Origin of the sequence: Streptomyces sp. NPDC058650, assembly GCF_042717315.1 — a bacterium.
In the GTDB taxonomy this organism is placed as follows: domain Bacteria; phylum Actinomycetota; class Actinomycetes; order Streptomycetales; family Streptomycetaceae; genus Streptomyces.
Genome location: NZ_JBHXRL010000022.1, coordinates 1 through 18,047, shown reverse-complemented (window position 1 = coordinate 18,047; position 18,047 = coordinate 1). Strand labels below are relative to the sequence as shown.

At 70.1% G+C, this 18,047-nt stretch carries 23 protein-coding genes; 15 read left to right on the top strand and 8 right to left on the bottom strand.

Going from position 1 to position 18,047, the window contains the following annotated elements; translation table 11 throughout:
• Nucleotides 1-65 precede the first annotated feature (65 nt).
• Nucleotides 66-410 (bottom strand): hypothetical protein, encoded by a 345-nt coding sequence (locus ACFWWU_RS30205; protein WP_384149920.1) that lies wholly within the window; start codon nucleotides 408-410, stop codon nucleotides 66-68.
• A 73-nt stretch (nucleotides 411-483) separates the two neighbouring features.
• On the bottom strand, nucleotides 484-1,473 hold the full coding sequence (locus ACFWWU_RS30200) for a LysR family transcriptional regulator (RefSeq protein ID WP_384149917.1): 990 nt from the start codon (nucleotides 1,471-1,473) through the stop codon (nucleotides 484-486).
• Nucleotides 1,474-1,609: 136 nt separating this feature from the next.
• On the opposite strand from ACFWWU_RS30200, the gene ACFWWU_RS30195 reads away from it, so the two are divergent.
• Both ACFWWU_RS30195 and ACFWWU_RS30190 read left to right on the top strand, forming a co-directional pair.
• Nucleotides 1,610-2,938, top strand: coding sequence for an MFS transporter (locus ACFWWU_RS30195; RefSeq protein ID WP_384149914.1), 1,329 nt, complete (start codon nucleotides 1,610-1,612; stop codon nucleotides 2,936-2,938).
• A 52-nt stretch (nucleotides 2,939-2,990) separates the two neighbouring features.
• Nucleotides 2,991-4,424 (top strand): carboxylesterase/lipase family protein, encoded by a 1,434-nt coding sequence (locus tag ACFWWU_RS30190; protein WP_384149911.1) that lies wholly within the window; start codon nucleotides 2,991-2,993, stop codon nucleotides 4,422-4,424.
• 958 nt (nucleotides 4,425-5,382) lie between these two features.
• On the opposite strand, the gene ACFWWU_RS30185 is transcribed toward ACFWWU_RS30190, so the two are convergent.
• Both ACFWWU_RS30185 and ACFWWU_RS30180 read right to left on the bottom strand, forming a co-directional pair.
• Nucleotides 5,383-6,219, bottom strand: a complete 837-nt coding sequence (locus tag ACFWWU_RS30185; protein ID WP_384149908.1) for a class II glutamine amidotransferase — start codon at nucleotides 6,217-6,219, stop codon at nucleotides 5,383-5,385.
• Between the two features lie 226 nt (nucleotides 6,220-6,445).
• On the bottom strand, nucleotides 6,446-6,637 hold the full coding sequence (locus ACFWWU_RS30180; protein WP_384149905.1) for a hypothetical protein: 192 nt from the start codon (nucleotides 6,635-6,637) through the stop codon (nucleotides 6,446-6,448).
• 389 nt (nucleotides 6,638-7,026) lie between these two features.
• Between ACFWWU_RS30180 and ACFWWU_RS30175 the strand changes: the two genes are divergently transcribed.
• A complete protein-coding gene (locus ACFWWU_RS30175) occupies nucleotides 7,027-7,530 on the top strand; it encodes a hemerythrin domain-containing protein (protein WP_384149902.1) in 504 nt (167 codons plus the stop codon).
• A 231-nt stretch (nucleotides 7,531-7,761) separates the two neighbouring features.
• Here the strand turns inward: ACFWWU_RS30175 and ACFWWU_RS30170 are convergent, their stop codons facing one another.
• The gene (locus tag ACFWWU_RS30170) at nucleotides 7,762-8,655 is read right to left on the bottom strand and encodes an SDR family oxidoreductase (RefSeq protein ID WP_384149899.1); all 894 of its coding nucleotides are present in this window, start codon (nucleotides 8,653-8,655) and stop codon (nucleotides 7,762-7,764) included.
• A 67-nt stretch (nucleotides 8,656-8,722) separates the two neighbouring features.
• Nucleotides 8,723-9,349, bottom strand: coding sequence for a flavodoxin family protein (locus ACFWWU_RS30165; protein ID WP_384149896.1), 627 nt, complete (start codon nucleotides 9,347-9,349; stop codon nucleotides 8,723-8,725).
• 500 nt (nucleotides 9,350-9,849) lie between these two features.
• On the opposite strand from ACFWWU_RS30165, the gene ACFWWU_RS30160 reads away from it, so the two are divergent.
• Nucleotides 9,850-10,023, top strand: coding sequence for a hypothetical protein (locus ACFWWU_RS30160; protein WP_384149893.1), 174 nt, complete (start codon nucleotides 9,850-9,852; stop codon nucleotides 10,021-10,023).
• Between the two features lie 92 nt (nucleotides 10,024-10,115).
• On the top strand, nucleotides 10,116-10,289 hold the full coding sequence (locus ACFWWU_RS30155) for a CsbD family protein (protein WP_384149891.1): 174 nt from the start codon (nucleotides 10,116-10,118) through the stop codon (nucleotides 10,287-10,289).
• Nucleotides 10,290-10,370: 81 nt separating this feature from the next.
• On the opposite strand, the gene ACFWWU_RS30150 is transcribed toward ACFWWU_RS30155, so the two are convergent.
• Nucleotides 10,371-11,456, bottom strand: coding sequence for an SRPBCC family protein (locus ACFWWU_RS30150; RefSeq protein WP_384149888.1), 1,086 nt, complete (start codon nucleotides 11,454-11,456; stop codon nucleotides 10,371-10,373).
• Between the two features lie 3 nt (nucleotides 11,457-11,459).
• Nucleotides 11,460-12,695: a histone protein gene (locus ACFWWU_RS30145; RefSeq protein WP_384149885.1), complete on the bottom strand. Its 1,236-nt coding sequence runs from the start codon at nucleotides 12,693-12,695 to the stop codon at nucleotides 11,460-11,462.
• A 220-nt stretch (nucleotides 12,696-12,915) separates the two neighbouring features.
• Between ACFWWU_RS30145 and ACFWWU_RS30140 the strand changes: the two genes are divergently transcribed.
• The 10 genes from ACFWWU_RS30140 to ACFWWU_RS30095 all read left to right on the top strand — a co-directional run bounded on the left by ACFWWU_RS30140 (nucleotide 12,916) and on the right by ACFWWU_RS30095 (nucleotide 17,923).
• The gene (locus tag ACFWWU_RS30140; RefSeq protein WP_384149882.1) at nucleotides 12,916-13,290 is read left to right on the top strand and encodes a gas vesicle protein; all 375 of its coding nucleotides are present in this window, start codon (nucleotides 12,916-12,918) and stop codon (nucleotides 13,288-13,290) included.
• 26 nt (nucleotides 13,291-13,316) lie between these two features.
• Nucleotides 13,317-13,799 carry a gas vesicle structural protein GvpA gene (locus tag ACFWWU_RS30135; protein ID WP_384149879.1) on the top strand — a complete coding sequence of 161 codons (483 nt, stop codon included), beginning with the start codon at nucleotides 13,317-13,319 and terminating at the stop codon, nucleotides 13,797-13,799.
• Nucleotides 13,800-13,802: 3 nt separating this feature from the next.
• The gene (locus ACFWWU_RS30130) at nucleotides 13,803-14,525 is read left to right on the top strand and encodes a GvpL/GvpF family gas vesicle protein (protein ID WP_384149876.1); all 723 of its coding nucleotides are present in this window, start codon (nucleotides 13,803-13,805) and stop codon (nucleotides 14,523-14,525) included.
• A gap of 27 nt (nucleotides 14,526-14,552) precedes the next feature.
• Nucleotides 14,553-14,801, top strand: a complete 249-nt coding sequence (locus tag ACFWWU_RS30125) for a gas vesicle protein GvpG (protein WP_384149873.1) — start codon at nucleotides 14,553-14,555, stop codon at nucleotides 14,799-14,801.
• Nucleotides 14,802-14,822: 21 nt separating this feature from the next.
• Nucleotides 14,823-15,263, top strand: coding sequence for a gas vesicle protein (locus ACFWWU_RS30120; RefSeq protein WP_384149870.1), 441 nt, complete (start codon nucleotides 14,823-14,825; stop codon nucleotides 15,261-15,263).
• Nucleotides 15,260-16,225, top strand: coding sequence for a GvpL/GvpF family gas vesicle protein (locus ACFWWU_RS30115; protein ID WP_384149867.1), 966 nt, complete (start codon nucleotides 15,260-15,262; stop codon nucleotides 16,223-16,225). The genes ACFWWU_RS30120 and ACFWWU_RS30115 overlap by 4 nt, the downstream gene beginning before the upstream one ends.
• On the top strand, nucleotides 16,222-16,437 hold the full coding sequence (locus ACFWWU_RS30110) for a gas vesicle protein (RefSeq protein WP_384149864.1): 216 nt from the start codon (nucleotides 16,222-16,224) through the stop codon (nucleotides 16,435-16,437). Before ACFWWU_RS30115 ends, ACFWWU_RS30110 begins: the two co-directional genes overlap by 4 nt.
• Nucleotides 16,434-16,853, top strand: coding sequence for a gas vesicle protein K (locus ACFWWU_RS30105; protein ID WP_384149861.1), 420 nt, complete (start codon nucleotides 16,434-16,436; stop codon nucleotides 16,851-16,853). Before ACFWWU_RS30110 ends, ACFWWU_RS30105 begins: the two co-directional genes overlap by 4 nt.
• Nucleotides 16,854-17,219: 366 nt before the next feature.
• Nucleotides 17,220-17,381 carry a DUF5670 family protein gene (locus ACFWWU_RS30100; protein ID WP_384149858.1) on the top strand — a complete coding sequence of 54 codons (162 nt, stop codon included), beginning with the start codon at nucleotides 17,220-17,222 and terminating at the stop codon, nucleotides 17,379-17,381.
• 176 nt (nucleotides 17,382-17,557) lie between these two features.
• On the top strand, nucleotides 17,558-17,923 hold the full coding sequence (locus ACFWWU_RS30095) for a PRC-barrel domain-containing protein (protein WP_384149855.1): 366 nt from the start codon (nucleotides 17,558-17,560) through the stop codon (nucleotides 17,921-17,923).
• Nucleotides 17,924-18,047: the final 124 nt, after the last annotated feature.

The following is an 18,047-nucleotide window of genomic DNA, read 5'->3' as shown; positions in this document are numbered from 1 at the left end:
GCCCGGCCCGTACCTCGCGCGTGCCCGGCCCGTACCTCGTTCGCGCCCGGCCCGTGTGCCCGTGCCTAGGTGTACGCGTCCGTGACGCAGTCGACGGCGCACCGCCAGTGCTCGAACCGTTGCCGCAGCGCAGCCGCCGCGTGGAGCCGCTCCACCGCGACGTACCCGTAGCGGTCCTGCGTCACCCGCACCACGGCCTCGACGGTGACGATGGCCGGTTCGCCGTCACCCGCGGACCGGCGGGCCGTCGTGATCACGTGGTCGGCCGCCCGCTGCAGATCGCGCGCGTACTCCCGCTGGGCCACGGACCGCGCCCGGGACGCGGCGAACGGCCGTACGGCGCGGCCCTTCCAGACGACACCCGCCGTGATGAGTCCCAACCCGACGAGGGGGACGAGTACCCCGATCACGGTATTGAGATTCCAGGTCATCGCGCGCTGCCTTCCCCCAGTTCCGCCGGTCCGGCTGCCGGTTGCTCCGATTCTAGGGCGCGGGGGGCCGCGTCCGCTGGCGTGCCCAGGAGGGTGTCCAGATGTCGGCCCCCGAGACCTCCGAGGCACCCGAGGTCGCCATGGCTTTCGAGGGCTCGGACTGGGGAGCGGCGAGGTGGTCGCGGAGGGCGAGAAGCCCCGGATGAGGGTTGTCCGCGGACCAGAGCAGCGAGTGCGGGTAGACCGGCGTCGGGCCGTGCACGGGGATGCGGCGCAGGTCGTGGGCCTCGGGCCAGACGAGGCGCGTTCCCGCTCCCACGAGGGTCGCGAGCTCGGGGGAGTCGGCGACGGTGTCGAGGAGCGGTTCGGTGCCGAAGTCGGGCCCCGTCACCTCGATCGTGAGCCCGAACTCGGCGGCGAGGTCGGCGTAGTAGGCGGCCCACTCGGTTCCGCTGACGATCCCGGGCACCCAGATCCGGTGCCCCGCGAGCCGCGCCGGTGTGACGGAACGGGCGGACGCCAGCGCGTGGGCCGGTCCCGTGAGCAGCTGGAGCGGCTCGTCCAGGACGGGCAGGGCCCCGATGCCCTCGGGCAGGTGCCGGCCGGGCATGGTGACCGCGCGGAAGGACGCGTCGATCGTGCCGGACCGCAGGGCCGTGACGGCCGCGTCGGCGTCGAAGAGCGTGACGACGTCGAGCTCGATCTCCGGGCGCGTCCGGTGGAACGCGCGCAGCAACGTCGCGGGCGCCAGCCGTCGGCCGATCACGTCCACGCGCAGCGCGCGGCTACCGGGCCGCACGGAGGCGATCGCCCGGGCCTCGGCGTGGAGGAGAGCCCGGGCGTGCGGCAGGAACGCCTGCCCGTCGATCGTGGCCTCGGCGCCGTGCGCGGTACGGGTGAGCAGCCGCACGCCCAGCTCCTTCTCCAGCGCGGCGACGCGCTTGGAGACGGCCTGCTGGGTGATCGACAACTCGTCGGCGGCCTGCCGGAACCGGCCCGAGTCCAGGACGGCGAGGAAGGTGCGTACGGCTTCGAGATCCACGCTCCTCACGCTATCCCGACAACCACTGGTTGTGCCCAGCCTGACATCGGGTTGTTTGCTCCCGGTATCAGTCACTCGCTTGGATGGCGGGGGCCGACGCGCGGTTGTTCGACGCGTCGCGGAGAGGAGTACGGACATGGCGGGCGGACGGCCGTCGCCGGGGCGCGACTTCGGATGGCTGTGGGCGGCCTACTCGGCGAGCGCACTCGGCACCGGGCTCGCGTTCAGCGCCTTTCCGCTGCTCGCGATCACCGTGCTCCACAAGGGCGCCGCCGAGGTCGCCTCGCTGGCCGCGGTTGGCGCCGCGGTGGGTGCGGCGGTCGCGGTCCCGCTCGGGCCGTGGGTGGAGTTCCGCCGCAAGCGGTCGGTGATGGTCGCGATGGACCTCGTCCGGTGCGCGGCGCTGCTGAGCGTCCCCGTCGCGTACGCCCTCGGCCTGCTCGGCCTCGCCCAGCTCCTGCTCGTCTCGGTCGTCGTCGCCGCGGCCGACATCACGTTCGGAGCGGCGGCCGGTGCCTTCCTGAAGGCGCTGGTCAAGCCGGAGGCCATGGTCGCGGCCCAGGCCCGTCTGGAGTCCACGACCTGGACCGCGACCGTCGTCGGGCCGCCGCTCGGCGGCGCCCTGATCGCGCTCCTCGGCCCGGTCGCCACCGTGGCCGCGGACGCCGTCAGCTACCTGCTCTCGGCGGCGGGCATCCGGGCGATCGCGGGACGGGAGCCCCGCCCAGGGCGGGAGAACCGGTCGGAGAACCAGTCGAAGAACCGGTCGGATAGCGGGTCGAAGAAGCGGTCGGAGAGCGGGTCGAAGAACCGGTCCGGGGCGCGCTTCGGCGACCTCGTCGAGGGCTGGCGCCATGTCCTCGCCCACCCACTGCTGCGCCCGCTGTTCTTCCACACCGTCCTGGTCAACGGCCTCATCATGGCCACCGCGCCGCTGCTCGCCGTCCTCATGCTCGGGCCGCTGGGGTTCACGCCCTGGCAATACGGCCTCGCCTTCGCCGTCCCGTGCGTCGGCGGTCTCATCGGCGCGAGGCTGGCGCCCGGGCTCGTCGACCGGTTCGGCCGCCACCGGGTCCTCGTCGTCTCGGGCGCGCTGCGCGTGTGCTGGCCGGTCGGTCTGGCCTTCGTCCGTCCCGGCGTCACCGGACTCCTGCTCGTCATGGCCGTCGAGCTCGCGCTGATCACCTGCATCGGTGTCTTCAACCCGGTGTTCGCCGCCCACCGGCTCCGCCTGACGGCGACCGGCCGGGTCGCCCGCACCCTCACCGCCTGGTCGGTCACCGGCAAGGCCACCACCGCGACCCTGACCGCCCTGTGGGGCGTCCTGGCGGGTCTCGTCGGCCCCCGGGCGGCCATCGCCCTCGCGGGCGTCCTCCTCCTGGCGACGCCGCTGCTGCTCCCGCGGCGCGAGGCCGTGGCGGGGGCGGAGTCGACCTCGGGATTGACACGTGTAAGTGGGCGGTGACACGCTCCATGCCCGGCCCCGTGTCGCCCCCGCGCAGAAGGAGCAGCACCGCATGAGCACGACCGTCACCACCGCCCGAGGGCCCGTCCGCGGCGAACGTCGTGCGGACGGCAGCCTCCGCTTCCTGGGCATCCCGTACGCGCAGCCCCCCGTGGGCGACCTGCGGTTCGCCGCGCCCGTCCCGCCGGAGCCGTGGACGGAGCCGCTCGACGCCACCGCGTACGGCCCGACCGCGCAGCGCCGACCCTTCGGCGAGGTCGTGATCATCCCCGAGCCCACCATCCCGGGTGAAGGCGTCCTCAACCTCAACGTCTTCACCCCCGACACCGCCCCGGAGGCCGGGCTCCCCGTCCTCGTCTGGATCCACGGCGGCGGCTACGTCGCCGGTTCGGCGGCCAGCCCCTGGTACGACGGGGCCGCCTTCAACCGTGACGGTGTCATCGTCGTCTCGCTCGGCTACCGGCTCGGCATCGAGGGCTTCCTCCACCTGGAGGACGCCCCCGACAACCGAGGCGTACGGGACTGGATAGCCGCCCTGGAATGGGTCCGCGACAACATCGCGGCCTTCGGTGGCGACCCGGCCAAGGTCACCATCGCCGGACAGTCGGCCGGCGGCGGCGCCGTCCAGACCCTCCTGGCCGTCCCGTCGGCCCGGGACCTGTTCCGCGGCGTGATCTCCGTCTCGGGCGCGGTCCTGGACCCCGACGGTCCCGAGGTCGCCCGCGCCACCGCCCGGCTCCTCACCTCCCGCACCGGGGTCCCCGCGACCGCGGCCGCGCTACGGGACCTCGGCGACGACGAGATGCTCGCGCTCCAGGACCGGCTGGCCGAGGAGGGCCCGGACCGCGAGGGCCTGCCGCTCCTGGCCCTCGCGCCCTTCGCGGACGGCGAGCTGATCCCCGTACCCGCGCAGAAGGCCCTGACGACGGGCGGCGCGGGCGACGGCGTCCCGCTGATGGTCGGCTTCACCGAGCACGAGTTCACGATGGTTCCCGCGCCCGAGGGCGTCCCGCTGCCGCTCCTGCTCGGGGGCGTCGGCCTCGACGCCGCCCGGACCGACGCCTTCACCGAGGCGTACGCGAAGGGCGGCGAGGCCTCCCTCTTCGGCCAGGCGATGACGGACGCGGTCTTCCGCGCCCCGAACCTCGCCCTCGCGGACGCCCGCGCGGCGCGGGAACAGCCCACCTGGCTCTACGAGTTCGCCTGGCGCTCACCGGTCATGGGCATCGCCATCCACTGCCTCGACCTGCCGTTCGCCTTCGACGTCCTCGACTCCGAAGGCGTCGCACCCGTCGCCGGGGCCACACCGCCGCGCGCCCTGGCCGACGCCATGCACCGGGCCTGGGTCGCCTTCGTGACGGACCAGGACCCGGGCGCCGACTGGCCGCGCTACACCACCGACCAGCGCGCCACGATGATCTGGGACGCCGAGCCCCGGATCGCCGAGGACCCCCTGAGCGGGGTCCGCTCGATCTGGCTCGACTGACCACGCGGCCGACGCGCGCTGTCCCTGATCACCACGCCGGGACAGCGGGCGGGCGGCACACGGTTCAAGATCCGTTCCTGGTCCGGCGAGGACGAGCTGACGGAGCCGGCCACCCTCACTGATCGCAAGGCAGAGGCAGCGAACCCGAAGCGCCTCCGCACTGTCACAGGGCGTCCGCCGCGATCCGTAGGCCGACGACGAGTCCCGCGTCAAGTGCGTCTCTGCGATCACCCGCCCGTAGGACGGCCGACGGACAGGGTCGGCCAATGGGGTGGCCGCCCATGGCATTGATCTTCCACCGGACTATCCGGCGGAGTCCGCAATACGGCTCCTGCGGCCCCCGAGTCACCGCCAGGCGGCGGCCAGCGCGGCACGCGCGGCGTCGTCGGTGTGCAGAGCCTGGGATACCGCCCAGGACGTTGGTGCGCCAGGTTTCCACGGGCTCGTGGGTGGGCTGGAACGTCCACGCGAGGTGGACGACGGCGTCGACTTCCGTGAACAGCGCGGTCAGGTCGGTGCCACCCGGGTCGATGTCCGCCTCGGCCCAGCGGACGCCGGAGACCCGGAGTGCGGGCACCCCGACGGGCGACGCCGAGCACGTCCCCGACCGCGCGGTCGGGGGCGAGCGCGCGGACACGCTGGTCCCCGCGTTGCCGGTGGCTCTGGCACGACGACTGCCAGCGGACCGACCGCCCGTCGGCCCGCGCCACGGGTACGGTCCGTCGCCGAGGCGCACGGCCGGTGACGGCCGGGGGCGGTCGCGAGCGGCCATCGGGCCCAGGGGAAGGCCCCACGGGTCATGCCCTGCGACTGACTGCTCGGCGCACTCCGCGAACACGACGGGGGCCCGGAGAACGGCGGCCAAGCGCTTCCCCTTCCTCGCCCGCGGTCCGGATGGCTGTCAGGAGCAGCCCGACCCGACCCAAGCAGCGGGCGCGCGGGCGCGGCTACGTCGGTGTCACGCGATCGGGGAGAACGGGAGGTAGTCCCTGCCCTGGACGGACGGGATCACGGCGTAGCTGCCCTCGGGCAGTTCGTTCCACACACCCGGGAGGTCGCCCAAGGGCTCGGAGACCACGATGCGGGTCTCGTCGGAGATCTCCCTGAGGAAGTCCAGTTCAGGGTGAAGACGCCGGACTGACTCGGCCCTGCTGCTGTAGAAGAGCGAGCGGGGCTTGCCCTGGCTGGCATACCGGAAGGCCCACACGCGCTCTCCGTCGCTCACCGCCACCGTCATCTGGAGCGGATCGGCCACGCCGTGTTCTCTGCCGAGGTGCTCCACCAGGCCCGCCATCCGAGCCACCGCGCCCGGGACGTCCTGGTCGAGGCCGAAGGTGACCGCCAGGTAGAACATCACTTCGGAGTCCGTCGATCCTTCGATGGAGGGGAAGAGCACAGGGTCGACGGCCATGCAGAGATCGCGTTGCAACCGGGGGAAGTCGGCGATGGCCCCGTTGTGCATCCACAGCCACCGGCCGTGACGGAACGGGTGGCAGTTGGTCTGCTGGACAGCGGAGCCGGTGGAGGCACGTACGTGGGCGAAGAAGAGGGAAGAGCGGACATGCGCGGAGAGCTCGCGCAGGTTGCGGTTGTTCCAGGCCGGCCCGACATCGCGAAATACCGCCGGTGTTCCGTCGCCGTCCGCGCTGTACCACCCGGCGCCGAATCCGTCGCCGTTGGTCGACTCGACGCCCATCCGGGCGTGGAGGCTCTGGTTGATCAGCGAGTGCTCGGGGCGGTAGAGCACGGTGTCGAGCAGCACCGGCGAACCAGAGTAGGCGAGCCAGCGACACATACGGACCATCCCCTTTCGGAGCCTGTTCCGAGCCTACGTCGATGACGGCTCTGTACCACCGGCGACGGCGACCGGCGACCGACCGACGGCCGACGGCCGACGACCGACCGGCTGTCCGGGTGCCCGAAGGCGCCCTTCTCTCCGAGTCGTTCGAGTGCGGAGGGGACGGTCCCCAGCCCTCGATGCCTTCGGCAACCGTCCGCGAGGGTCTCGCCGTCAGCAGTCGTCACTCCGCGTCGGGGTGGGCATGTGTGCGCGGGGCCCAGGACTGCCCCGAGCAGTCGTAGGGCAGAGGTGGGAACCGGCGCCCGCGAACGTCGGTGCTCTTGCTCCACAGGTGTTCCTTGCCGCGGTCACCGGCGTAGATGCCGCTCCGCGGTGCGATCTCGCCCGGTTTCCAGTGCTCTGTCCCGTTCATGATGAGGCGCCTACCCCTGCGGGCCGAGTGCATTCCACGCCCCGCACGGGACAAGCCGGGCCCAGGACGCGGCGACGCTCCGCCTGACCTCTTTTCTGACCCGCGGAGGCGCTCGATCAGGCGACATGCGCGGTCATGCGGCCTTGTGCCCGGATCCCGGCGGGTGTCCGGAGGGCAGACCCCGGACCGGCGGCGCCGGAGTGCGGCACGCCATGAGTGTGGACGTCTACGGCCGGCAGGCGCCGCTCCGGCCGCGCGAACGAGACCAGCTGGCCCCTCCGGGGAAAACGTGCTTGTCCCGACCGGCCAGGGGTAGCAGCCGAAGGAACCGCAACGGTCCGGACGCCTTCGGTGGGAGGCGACCAGAACATCGAGCGAGGAGGACGACGGTGGGTACGGGCAACAAGGAAGACCAGGATGTCGTCGCGGCCATCCTCAAGGATCACCGCACCATGGAGGACCTGTTCCGCCGCATGCGGAGCGTCGAGTCCGACCGCGCGGCCGCGCTGAAGGAGTTCTCGGCGCTTCTCGTGGCGCACGGTGAGGCGGAGGAGGCCGAGGTCTACGGGGCGCTCAAGCGCTTCCGGGACATCGACGACGAGGAAGTGGAGCACGGTACGGGGGAGCACACCGAGGGGAACAAGGCGCTCCTTGCCCTGCTCGAGGTCGAGGACGTCGGCTCCGACGAATGGGACTCGCGGCTGGAGGACCTGGTGGAGGCGGTCTCCCACCACGTCGACGAGGAGGAACGGACGATCCTCAACGGCGCCAGGGAGAACGTTCCCGACGAGCGCCGGGCCGAATTGGGCGCCGCGTTCCGGGAGGAACGCGCGAAGCAACTGGCGTCGGATTGCGGCAGCGTGGAGAACGTCCGCAAGGTCGCCAACCGGTGAGGTGAGCCGCCGCGCCGTCTCACCCCGGCACCCGCCGGAACGCCGCGAGCGTCATGCCCCGAGGCGGGGCGCGCATACGGCCGCCCACCCACTCCGGTGCCGGCGGCGGAGGTGAGCGTGAAGCGGGCCTCGTCTCGTCGTCCCCGCCGTCCCCGTCGTCGGGCGGGCCCTTGCCCCGGGCTCGATCCGGGCCGGCTCCGGGACGGACCGGGGCGCGACTCTCGACATGGTTCAGGGCAGTGGGGTTCCTCCGGTGGCGTTGACGATCTCCCCGGTGATGTAGCTCGACTGGGGCGAGGCCAGGAAGACGTACGCGGGGGCCATTTCCGCCGGCTGCGCGGGGCGGCCCATCGGTGACTGGTCGCCGAAGTCCTTCGTCTGGGGCATGGTCGCGGGGATGAGCGGTGTCCAGACCGGGCCGGGTGCGACGGCGTTGACCCGGATACCGCGCTCGGCGACCATCTGCGCCAGGGAGTGGGTGAAGGAGATGATCGCCGACTTGGTCATGGCGTAGTCGAGTAGGTGCGGGCTGGGCTGGTAGCCCTGTACGGACGTGGTGTTGATGATGCACCCGCCGCGGGGCATGTGGGCCAGGGCCTTGCGGGAGAGCCAGAACATCCCGTACAGGTTGGTCTTCATCACCCGGTCGAACTGATCCGTGGTGATGGCCTCGATCCCGTCGGGTTGGGACATCTGGTAGGCGGCGTTGTTGACGAGGATGTCGACGCGTCCCAGTTCGCCCACCGCCCGGTCGATCAGGGTCGTGCACTGGTCCTCGTCGCGGATGTCGCACACGACGGGCACGGCCGTGCGTCCCGCCTCGCGGACCAGCCGGGCCGTCTCGTCCGCCTCGTCCGCCTCCTCGGGCAGATAGGTGAAGACGACATCGGCGCCCTCACGTGCGAAAGCCAGACAGACGGCCCTGCCGATCCCGGAATCGCCGCCGGTGATGACCGTAGCCCGGTCGCGCAGCACGTCGTGGCCCCGATAGGAGTCCTCGCCGTGGTCGGGCCGGGGGGTCATCCGGTCGGTCCAACCGGGATGGTCCTGGTGCTGCTCGGGGAACGGAGGCTGGGGGTGGCGGGTCACAGGGTCGGGAACGTGGGGTGATTCCTGGGGGGACATCGAGATCTCCGTCGTGCTGTGTGGTGAGGGGCGCGCGGTGAGGGCCGCACGGTCAGGAAGAGGGCGGTCAGGAAGAGGGCGGGTAGGGGGCGGCCTTGAGGCGGCGGGCGAGGTGGGCCGTGTTGGCGGCGAGGGTGGCGGTGGTCGCCGCGGTCTTCTCGGGGGTGTTGTCGAGGTCCTGGTAGTCGGTGCCCTGCATGGCTTCGCCGACCCAATAGGTGACGGCGTTGGGTGCGAGGGAGAACCCGACGTCGTTGAGCCCCTGGAAGAGGTCGGCGCTGACCTTGTGCGCGCCGTCCTCGTTGCCGACCACGCAGACCGCGGCGACCTTGCCGTACGTGAGCATGCGACCCTCGTCGTCGGTCTCGGAGAGCTCCGCGTCCAGGCGTTCCAGGACACGCTGGGCCACGCTGGAGGGGTGGCCCAGCCAGATCGGTGTGGAGAGGACCAGGATGTCGGCGCCGAGGATCGTGTCCCGGATCGCCGGCCAGGCGTCGCCGTCGCCCATGTCGGTCTGCACGCCGGACTTCACATCGTGGTCCACGATCCGAATGGTCTTCCCCGTCACCCCGTGCTCGGAGAGCGCGTCCATCGTCTGTTCAGCGAGCAACTGGGAGCTGGAAGACGCGGGGGAGGGGGAGAGGGTGCAGACGAGCGCGACGGCGCGCAATGGGGTGGTCGATGTGGTGTCCATGGTCATCGACTACCCGTCTGCCGGATCCCATCCCTCCAACTGGCCGGATTAAGCCGTACGGCGGCGACGACCCGGAGATCCTTGGGGTCGGGCTCGCCCCGACGATGAGCACCGGATGCGCAGCCACCTTCCCGTACGGGGCCGGCCGCACGGATGGCGCCGCCCTGAGCGGCGCAGGTCCTCGACCCGGATAGTGGGTCCGAGCTCGACGCCTGTGCGGCCGCCCAGCGGTGCCCCTGACCCTCGTGGGCCCGGTCTCCACCGCCGGGGCTACCACCAGTCGCCTGACTTCCGACGGCGGTGCACATCGTGGATCACGGACTGATCGAAAACGTTCGCGATGTACTCACCACGGCCGGATGCGGCGCCGATAGCGGGCTGCCCTCCGGCGCGTCGCCCCGGCCGGGCAGGGCCTCTTTTTGGCGGCCGAGGCGGGAGTCCTCGCTTGCCTGCTTTCGTGGTGGGTAAGCGGTGCAATGAGCACCCGAGAAGGGACCGACATGAGCGCGAAGGAGAAGGCCAAGGCCAAGGCCGAGCAGGCCACCGGAAAGGCCATGCGGAAATCCGGCCATTCACGGGGCAAGGAGACCACGGCGACCAAGGGCGTCGCTCTGGGTATCCGGGGCAAGGCGCGGGAGGCAAAGGAGAGGGGCAAGGACCTCTTCAAGCACTGACCAGGCATACGCCTGGACGTCAGGGGTAGTCGCGGCGTAGGACACCCGTCAGATGGCGGATGGTACGTGTGACCTGCGGGAAGGTGACTGACATGGCCGGAGGCAAGAAGGCCAAGAACATGGCGAAAGGCGCCAAGGGCAAGGCCAAGGAGACCACGGGTAAGGCCGTCGGAAACGAGAGTCTGGAGATGAAGGGGCGTGCCGAGCAGGCGGCGGCCGACGCCAAGCAGGCAGGGGAGAAGGCCAAGGACACGCTGAGGCACTGAGCGCTGACCGGGCCTTGCCTGCCCGAGAAACCCGAGAAAGGAGCGGCCGGATGGGCCGCTCCTTTCGCTGAAAGTCGAGGCTCATCGTCCGCGGCGGCGAGAACCAGCGGCCTCGTACGCGTCGTCCTCGTCCTCTTCCTCTTCCTCTTCCTCTTCCTCGCCCTCGTCCTCTTCCTCGCCCTGCTCCTCGTCGTCGCCCTCGCCCGCATCCTCGGCGCTCTCGGCGTAGCCCTCCTCGTACGCCTCGTCGTCCTCCTCAGCGGGTTCGTCGTACGCCTCCTCGTCCTCGTCCTCGTAGCCCTCCTCGGGCTCTTCCTCCTCGTCGTATTCGTCCGCCTCCTGTTCCTCTTCCTCAACCGCGTCCTCGTGCGAGCGGACCACTTCGCCGTCGCGGATCTCGCCCCGCCAGCCTTCCGGCTCGTCGTCGGTGAGGGTGACGAAGCGGCGGAAGTGCTTCAGGTCGAGCCTGAGACGGCGGCCCTGCGCACGCCAGATGTTGCCCGTCTTCTCGAACAGGCCGGACGGGTAGTACTCGACGGTGACCAGGATGCGAGTGAGGGACGGGCCAAGGTCGTGGAAGCTGACGCAGCCGCGGGTCGACCCCTTGGCACCCTCTGAGGTCCAGACGATGTGGTCGTCCGGCACCTGCTCCTGGACCGTGGCCTTCCAACTGCGTGTCGAGAATGCCACCTTGACCTTCCAGTCGCTGGTGGTCTCGTCCGCCTGCGAGACGTTGCGGACGCCTTTCGCGAACCCGCTGAAGTCCTCGTACTGGGTCCAGTGGTCGTAGACCCTGCGCAGCGGAGCACCCACGTCGATGGTCTCGACGATGCTGGTGATCTTCTGAGTCCCACTCTTGCGCTTGCCTTTGCCCGAGCCGAACAGGTTGGACGCGGCGTCGGTGACCTTGTCCTTCAGACCGCCGAGCGACCCGCCCACGATGGCCTTGACCGGGGAATCCCCCTGGAGCATGCGCCCACCGATGTCCGTGAGCTTGCCGCCGTTCTCGGCCACGTCGTTGAGCTGGTCAGTGACGTCCCCGAGCTTGTCCGTGGCCTTCTCGGCGAGTTGGCCCGTCTGGGCGCTGAGGAAGTCGCCGAGTTCTCCGAGCAGCCGGTCGAGTCCGGATTGCGACTCGTTGCCTTGGGTGCGGTCTTCGCGTGCCATGGCCTACCTCCGCGTCGACGGCTTGCGCGTAGCCGTCTTCTTAGCCGTCGGCTTGCGTGCCGGGCTCTTTCGCGCCGCGGTCTTCTTGGCTGTCGTCGTCTTACGAGTTGTCGTCTTCCTCGCGGGTGCGGTCTTCTTCGCCGGTGAGCTCTTCTTCGCCGGTGCGGCCTTCTTCGCGGGTGAGGCCTTTTTCGCCGATGCGGTCTTCTTCGCCGGAGCGGCCTTCTTCGCGGGGGCGGTCTTCTTCGACGTCGCGGCCTTCTTCGCGGGTGCCCGGCTCGACGTCCGCTTCTCCGCCGCGCTCTCCTTCGCCGGGGATTTCCTCGCCACCGACTTCTTCTTGGTGGCCGTCTGCGAGGTCGACTTGCCGGCAGTCGTCTTCCTCGCCGGGGCGGCGGACTCCTTGGAACCGGCTGTCTTCTTGGGTGCGGCGGACTTCCTTGCCGACGTCGTCGCCGTCTTCTTCGCCGGCGCCCTTGCGCTGCGCCCCTGGGACGCCTTGCGCGGGCGGGACTCGGCGGTCCCCCTGGTTCGAGAACGGGATGACGGCCGTGAAGTCCGGCGCGAGCGTGGCTCGTCCGACTCAGGTTCTGTTTCCTCGGCCTCCTCCGTCTCGTCAGGCTCCGCTTCCTCCTCCGTCTCGTCAGGCTCCGCTTCCTCCTCCCGCGCCTCTTCGTCTTCGTAGTCCTCGTCGTCCCGTTCCCCCTCCTCCTCGCCGTCACCCCTTCCCTCGTCGTCCTTGTACCGTCCGTCCTCGTCGCCGGCTTCCTCTTCCTCTTCCTCGTCCTCCTCCTCGTCCTCGTACCGTCCGTCCTCTTCCTCGTCCTCCTCCTCTTCCTCCTCCTCTTCCTCGTCCTCGTCCTCGTACCGTCCGTCCTCGTCGTCGGCTTCCTCGTCCTCCTCCCGTCCGTCCTCGTCCTCTCTCTCACTGCCGAGCGCCAGCGTCCGCTCGTGGAGTGAGTCGGCGAAGTCGGCCAGCTTGCGGTTCGCCGCCGCTGTCAGTGCCTGGCGACCGGCGTCCATGGCCTCGCCCTTCAGCTGATCGCCGATCTCTGCCACCTGAGGTATGTCCTTGAGCTTGCTCAGCCCCTGGGACACGAGCTGCCCCGGTTCGAGGCCGAAGCGCCGGCCCGCGAGATAGGTCGCCACGGTGAACGCGAGGCGACCCTTCTTCGTCCGTCCCAGTACGTACCCGCCGGCCACGGCGGCCGCAAGGGCGATCTTGGTCGTGTCCTGCATGGCCTCTGTCCCTTCACCGGGTGCCAGCGGCCTCGTCGTCGCCGCGTACCGAATCGCTGGCGGTGCACGGACGCCACGCGTCGTGCATCCGCACCCTCGGCCGCAAAGGGACGCCCCTTCGGGCGGCGGGAACGAGTCCGCATCTCCCGGGCCTGGCGTATACCCGTATACCATGAAATTCTAGGCCTTTAATGGCCGCACATCTTCTGGAAGGGCCGACATGGCCTCAGCAGATCCGGCTCGCCCCCGACGGGCAGCCTCTCGTGCCGCCGATGACGACGGCCGGGAGCCGCGGACGCCCGCGCGGAAGGCGTCTGCGGCACGGCGTCGGAAAGCCGTGGACGCAGGAGAAGCGATGAGTTCGGCCATCGACCAACTGGCCAAGCTGCTCGGCCGAGTGCCCGAATCCGTCTCCTCGCTCAAACCCACCGACTCGGGTTGGGAAGCGCGGGTCGAAGTCGTGGAGCTGGAGCGCATTCCCGACACGACCAGCGTGTTGGGAAGCTACAGCGTCATGCTGGACGAGAGCGGCGCGTTGATCTCCTTCGAGCGAACTCGCCGCTACAACCGCGGAATGATCGATCGGCCGACCTGACGTGCCCGGCCGTGAAGGGAGGCGCCATGACCATGGTGCCGCAGAGCGGCAGTGCCATGAGCAGAGGTGGGGGGTCGACGGGCAGCCTCTACGACGTCCTGGAACTGATACTGGACCGCGGCCTGGTGATCGATGTCTTCGTCCGCGTCTCACTGGTCGGCATCGAGATCATCAAGATCGATGCCCGGATCGTGGTCGCCAGTGTGGACACCTACCTCCGCTTCGCGGAAGCGTGCAACAGACTCGACCTCGAAGCCGGTCGCAAGGCTCCGGCTCAGCTTCCCGAGGTTGTCGGGAACATGGTGGAAGACGGAGCCCACGGGAAGTCGAAGGGAGCGATCGGTGGGGCGGTCGACGCCGTGACCCAGTCCCTCACCGGGAAATCCCGTGGCGACGACGAGGAGCCGGAAGAGGAGGAAGCGGAGGAGACGGAGAAGGCGGAGGAGGAGCCCGCTCCCCGGCGCCGCCGGCCCGCAGCCCGACGATCGGCGCGGCGGGAGAAGGAGTGACTCATGGCCCTCTACGTCTACGCGATCGTCGCGACGAGCCATCCGCTCGCGATCGAGGACATGTCCGGCGTCGGCTCGGATGCGGCCCCCGTGCGCGCCCTCGAGTCAGGGCCCATCCGTGCGGTGGTCAGTGACATCTCCGAGGAGATCCGGCCCAAGCGACGTGACCTGCTGATCCACCAGGAAGTACAGGAACGTCTCATGGAGGGTGGCCCCGTTCTGCCCCTGCAGTTCGGCTACACCGCACCGGACGAGTCGACGGTCCGGCACGTGCTCCACAACAACGCCGACAGATATCTGGCCGACCTGGAGCGCCTCGACGGCTGCGCCGAGTACCACGTACGAGCGGCCCTGGCCGAGGACGAGTTCCTGCGCCGGATTCTGCGGGAGACGCCGGAAGCGCATGAGCTCAACGAGCGCATCCGCGCCGGGGATCCGGACCCCCAGCTCCCGATGGCTCTCGGCCAGATCGTCGCCACGCAGGTACGGGAACGGCAGGACGTCCTGGCGGCGGAACTGATCGATGCGCTGCTGCCGTTCGCCCGCGAACACAGCGTCCGGCAGGCGTCGGGCGAGGACTTCCTCAACTGCTCGCTGCTGGTCGCCGAGGACCGGAAGAAGGAGTTCCTCACGGCGCAGGCGGAGCTCGCCCGGCAGCTCGACGATCAGGCCGAGGTCGTGTTCCGGCTGAGCGGCCCCCTGCCACCGTACAGCTTCGTGCGGTGACGGCTGACTGAAAGGAGGGCGACGGGCATGGGTCTGGTTTCGTACCTGCTGACACTCCCCCTCGCCCCGGTGCGCGGCGTCGTCTGGGTCGCGGAAAGGGTGGCGGAGCGTGCGGAGGAGGAGTACTACGACCCTGCTCCGGTCTGGCGGGAGCTCGCGGCCCTGGAAGAGCGGCTCGTACGAGGGGAGATCGACCAGGAGACATTCGACCGACGCGAGGACGAGCTGCTCGATCGGCTGACGGAGATCACCGCTCACCGGCGGCAACTGCCATGACCGGATTCCGAGGACGCCGCCGTGTCTGACCCCCTGCCCGACCGCTTCGGACCCGCCCCGTCTCGGGCCGCGCCGATGCCCTACGGGCCGAGTTCCTCCGCGAACCTCGCGGACATCCTCGAACGCGTCCTCGACAAGGGAATCGTCATCGCCGGGGACATACGCATCAACCTGCTCGACATCGAGCTGTTGACGATCAAACTGCGGATCCTGGTCGCTTCCGTCGACAAGGCGAAGGAGATGGGCATCGACTGGTGGGAGCACGACCCCTCCCTGTCGTCTGGGCACAGTGCCGCCGCTCTGGAGGAGGAGAACCGACGCCTCCGCGCCGAGCTGGAGGAGAACCGTCGCCTCCGCGCGGAACTGGAGGAGACGCGGCGTGCGGCGCCGGCAGCCGGGGAACCGCCTGAGGAGCCCGGAAGCGGTGCGGCACCGGGAGCACCTCGAAGGCGCACGAAATGAACGGTCGAGAGGACCTCGTCTACGTCTACGCCGCGGCTCCGGACACGCGCCGGCTGCGCGAAGGCCTCTTGGACGTCCGTGGTGTGTCGGAGGCGCCCGTGCTCCTCCTGGGCGAGAGCGCATCGGGCACACGCACCGAGGACGTTCCGCCCGCGGTGGCGTTCGTCATCAGCCGCGTCGCGGCACACGACTTCGACGAACGGACGCTGAAGGACCGCTTCGAGGACCTGGAGTGGCTGGAAGGCATCGCCCGAGCCCATCACGAGGTCGTCCAGGCGATCGCCCGCCACGACACCGTTCTCCCACTCCGCCTGGCGACCGTCTACCAGAACGACGAGCGCGCCCGCCGAGCCCTCCTCGCGCAACGCGATGCCTTCGCCGCACGGATCGCCCTGCTCCGGGGCCAGAGCGAGTTCGGCGTCAAGCTGTACGTCCCCCCTGCCGGCCCCTCGGAGGAGGCCGGCGGCGAGGACCGGCCCGGCGACGCCTCCGCTCTCAGTCCCGGCAGGGCGTACCTGCGGCAGCGTCGGGCCCAGCACAGTGCCCAGGAGAGCCGGTACCAGCGTGCCCAACAGGTCGCCGAGCGCGTCGAGACCCTCGCCTCCGAGTTCAGTACGCACCGTGTGCGCCACCCCGCGCAGCGTGGCGCCCTGGCGGGCCCTGAGGAGAACGTCCTCAACGACGCCTACCTCGTCCCGGACGACCGGGCCGAGGCGTTCCGGGCGGCGCTGAGCGCGGTGACGCGGGATGTCGACGACGTAGACGAAGGTGACGTTTCGGAAGGCGTACGCGTCGAAGTCACCGGCCCATGGGCCCCGTACTCCTTCGCCATGCCGACACCGCAACCCGCCCCGCCTCCGGCGAATGAGCCGAACGAGTCAACCGCGTCGGACGCGTCGAACGAGTCGAACGAGTCGAACGAGTCGAACGAGTCGGACAGGCGGACCGGGGGAGCGCCATGACCGTCGCCCGGTCGTCCGAACCGCTGCCCGGACGCCAGGTCGCGCTGGTCGACCTGCTCGACAGGCTGCTCAGCGGGGGCGTGGTTCTCTCCGGCGACATCATGCTCTCGATCGCTGACATCGACCTCGTCCGCATCTCGCTCCGTGCCCTGATCGTGTCCGTCGACTCCGAGACAGAGCCGTGGCGGCCTGTCGACCGGGGACGGACGTGAACGCGGTGAGCCCGGGCAGCGGGGAGCGGCGCAGCTCCCCGGAGTTCTCCAGGGCCCTGGGCGAGGCCGGCGCCTCACTGGGCGACGCCTTCCGCCTACTCCAAGCGCCGCCCACCCCTGCCGACGAACCCCGACATCCCGCACGCAGGATCCGGACCGACCGTGAGTCGGTGGAGGAAGACCTCCTGAAACTCGTCCTGACTCTCGTGGAACTCCTTCGCCAGCTCATCGAGCGCCAGGCTCTGCGGCGTGTCGACGCAGGCGACCTCACCGACGAACAGGAAGAGGAGCTGGGCGCCACCCTGATGGCCCTGCACGACGCCCTGGCCGACCTCTGCGCCGAGCATGGATTCACGCTCGCGGACCTCAACCTCGACCTCGGCCCGCTGGGGCCGTTGCTGCCACCAGTGGACTGACGACGGCGCGGCACGGTCGTGCAGTCGTGCGCCGACCGGGCCTGCCGGGCCGCCGTCGAGCACGGCCGGCACGATCGGGCCAAAGTCCACGCGATGTCGCAGATCACGGATCGTCTCTGTGCGGTCGGGGTGAGCGAGTTGCGCACCTCGCCGTTGGCGGTGAGGGGCCCCGTAGGTTCGTCGACGGGCGCACCGGTGGCGAAGATGCGCACCGTGACCCGGGGCGAGGTCTGACGCTCCGTAGGGTCGGGCGCGCGTTTCCTTCCCGAGGGTGAGGCCCTCTTCGTATGACGATTTCAGCGACCGGACATTCGCAGGTGTGTGAACAGGAGACCGGGGCACATGATTTTCCGGAGGTACAAAATCATGGTTCCCCTGCTTCTCGTTCTTCTGCTGATCCTGATTCTTTTCGGTGCGGGTTTCGCGCTGAAGGTTCTCTGGTGGATCGCGATCGTCCTGCTCGTCGTCTGGCTGCTCGGATTCGTCGCCCGCCCCAAGGGCGGTAGCGGTCGGTGGTATCGGTGGTAGCGGGCCCGTTCGGCCGATCCGCGCCGGGATCCCATCCGGATGAGGTGAATGGGCGACCGGAAGCGGGGTAGGCGGAATTTCGGCGGGACGTGAAGTCCGCCGCGCACGACGTACGGAAAGTAAAGGCGGCGGGAATTTCCTCGCCGTACTCCCTTTACCGGAGGAGTTGTTTTCGCGTGACTGAGCATGTGTGGAGCTACAAGTCGACCTCGGGTCACCTGGCCGGTGCCGATCTCACCGGCTACAAGGTGGAGGCCACCGACGGGAGCATCGGCAAGGTCGACAAGCACTCCGACGAGGCCGGTGACGCCTACCTGGTCGTGGACACCGGCGTGTGGATCTTCGGGAAGGAGGTCCTCCTGCCGGCGAGCACGGTGACCCGGGTCGTTCCGGAGGACGGGAAGATCTTCGTCGACCTGACCAAGGAACAGATCAAGGACGCCCCCGAGTTCCACCGTGAGAAGCACCTCGGCGACTCGGGGTACCGCGAGGAGCTGGGCACGTACTACGGCTTCCCGCCGTTCGGCGGCCGCCTGCTCTGATCACCGGGCATGACAGGGGTGTGGGGGGGGGGCGACGGGGCGGGTGGGGGCCCCCCCCCCCCCCCCGCGGGGATATACAAACCCCACAAGACGGGGGGGTGGACAACAGCCGCGGCGCGGAATA

Coding starts and splice junctions, on each gene's coding strand:
- ACFWWU_RS30195 (WP_384149914.1), top strand. CDS start 1,610: ATGGCGGGCGGACGGCCGTCGCCGGGGCGCGACTTCGGATGGCTGTGG.
- ACFWWU_RS30190 (WP_384149911.1), top strand. CDS start 2,991: ATGAGCACGACCGTCACCACCGCCCGAGGGCCCGTCCGCGGCGAACGT.
- ACFWWU_RS30185 (WP_384149908.1), bottom strand. CDS start 6,219: ATGTGTCGCTGGCTCGCCTACTCTGGTTCGCCGGTGCTGCTCGACACC.
- ACFWWU_RS30180 (WP_384149905.1), bottom strand. CDS start 6,637: ATGAACGGGACAGAGCACTGGAAACCGGGCGAGATCGCACCGCGGAGC.
- ACFWWU_RS30170 (WP_384149899.1), bottom strand. CDS start 8,655: ATGTCCCCCCAGGAATCACCCCACGTTCCCGACCCTGTGACCCGCCAC.
- ACFWWU_RS30165 (WP_384149896.1), bottom strand. CDS start 9,349: ATGGACACCACATCGACCACCCCATTGCGCGCCGTCGCGCTCGTCTGC.
- ACFWWU_RS30160 (WP_384149893.1), top strand. CDS start 9,850: ATGAGCGCGAAGGAGAAGGCCAAGGCCAAGGCCGAGCAGGCCACCGGA.
- ACFWWU_RS30155 (WP_384149891.1), top strand. CDS start 10,116: ATGGCCGGAGGCAAGAAGGCCAAGAACATGGCGAAAGGCGCCAAGGGC.
- ACFWWU_RS30150 (WP_384149888.1), bottom strand. CDS start 11,456: ATGGCACGCGAAGACCGCACCCAAGGCAACGAGTCGCAATCCGGACTC.
- ACFWWU_RS30145 (WP_384149885.1), bottom strand. CDS start 12,695: ATGCAGGACACGACCAAGATCGCCCTTGCGGCCGCCGTGGCCGGCGGG.
- ACFWWU_RS30140 (WP_384149882.1), top strand. CDS start 12,916: ATGGCCTCAGCAGATCCGGCTCGCCCCCGACGGGCAGCCTCTCGTGCC.
- ACFWWU_RS30135 (WP_384149879.1), top strand. CDS start 13,317: ATGACCATGGTGCCGCAGAGCGGCAGTGCCATGAGCAGAGGTGGGGGG.
- ACFWWU_RS30130 (WP_384149876.1), top strand. CDS start 13,803: ATGGCCCTCTACGTCTACGCGATCGTCGCGACGAGCCATCCGCTCGCG.
- ACFWWU_RS30125 (WP_384149873.1), top strand. CDS start 14,553: ATGGGTCTGGTTTCGTACCTGCTGACACTCCCCCTCGCCCCGGTGCGC.
- ACFWWU_RS30115 (WP_384149867.1), top strand. CDS start 15,260: ATGAACGGTCGAGAGGACCTCGTCTACGTCTACGCCGCGGCTCCGGAC.
- ACFWWU_RS30110 (WP_384149864.1), top strand. CDS start 16,222: ATGACCGTCGCCCGGTCGTCCGAACCGCTGCCCGGACGCCAGGTCGCG.
- ACFWWU_RS30100 (WP_384149858.1), top strand. CDS start 17,220: ATGGTTCCCCTGCTTCTCGTTCTTCTGCTGATCCTGATTCTTTTCGGT.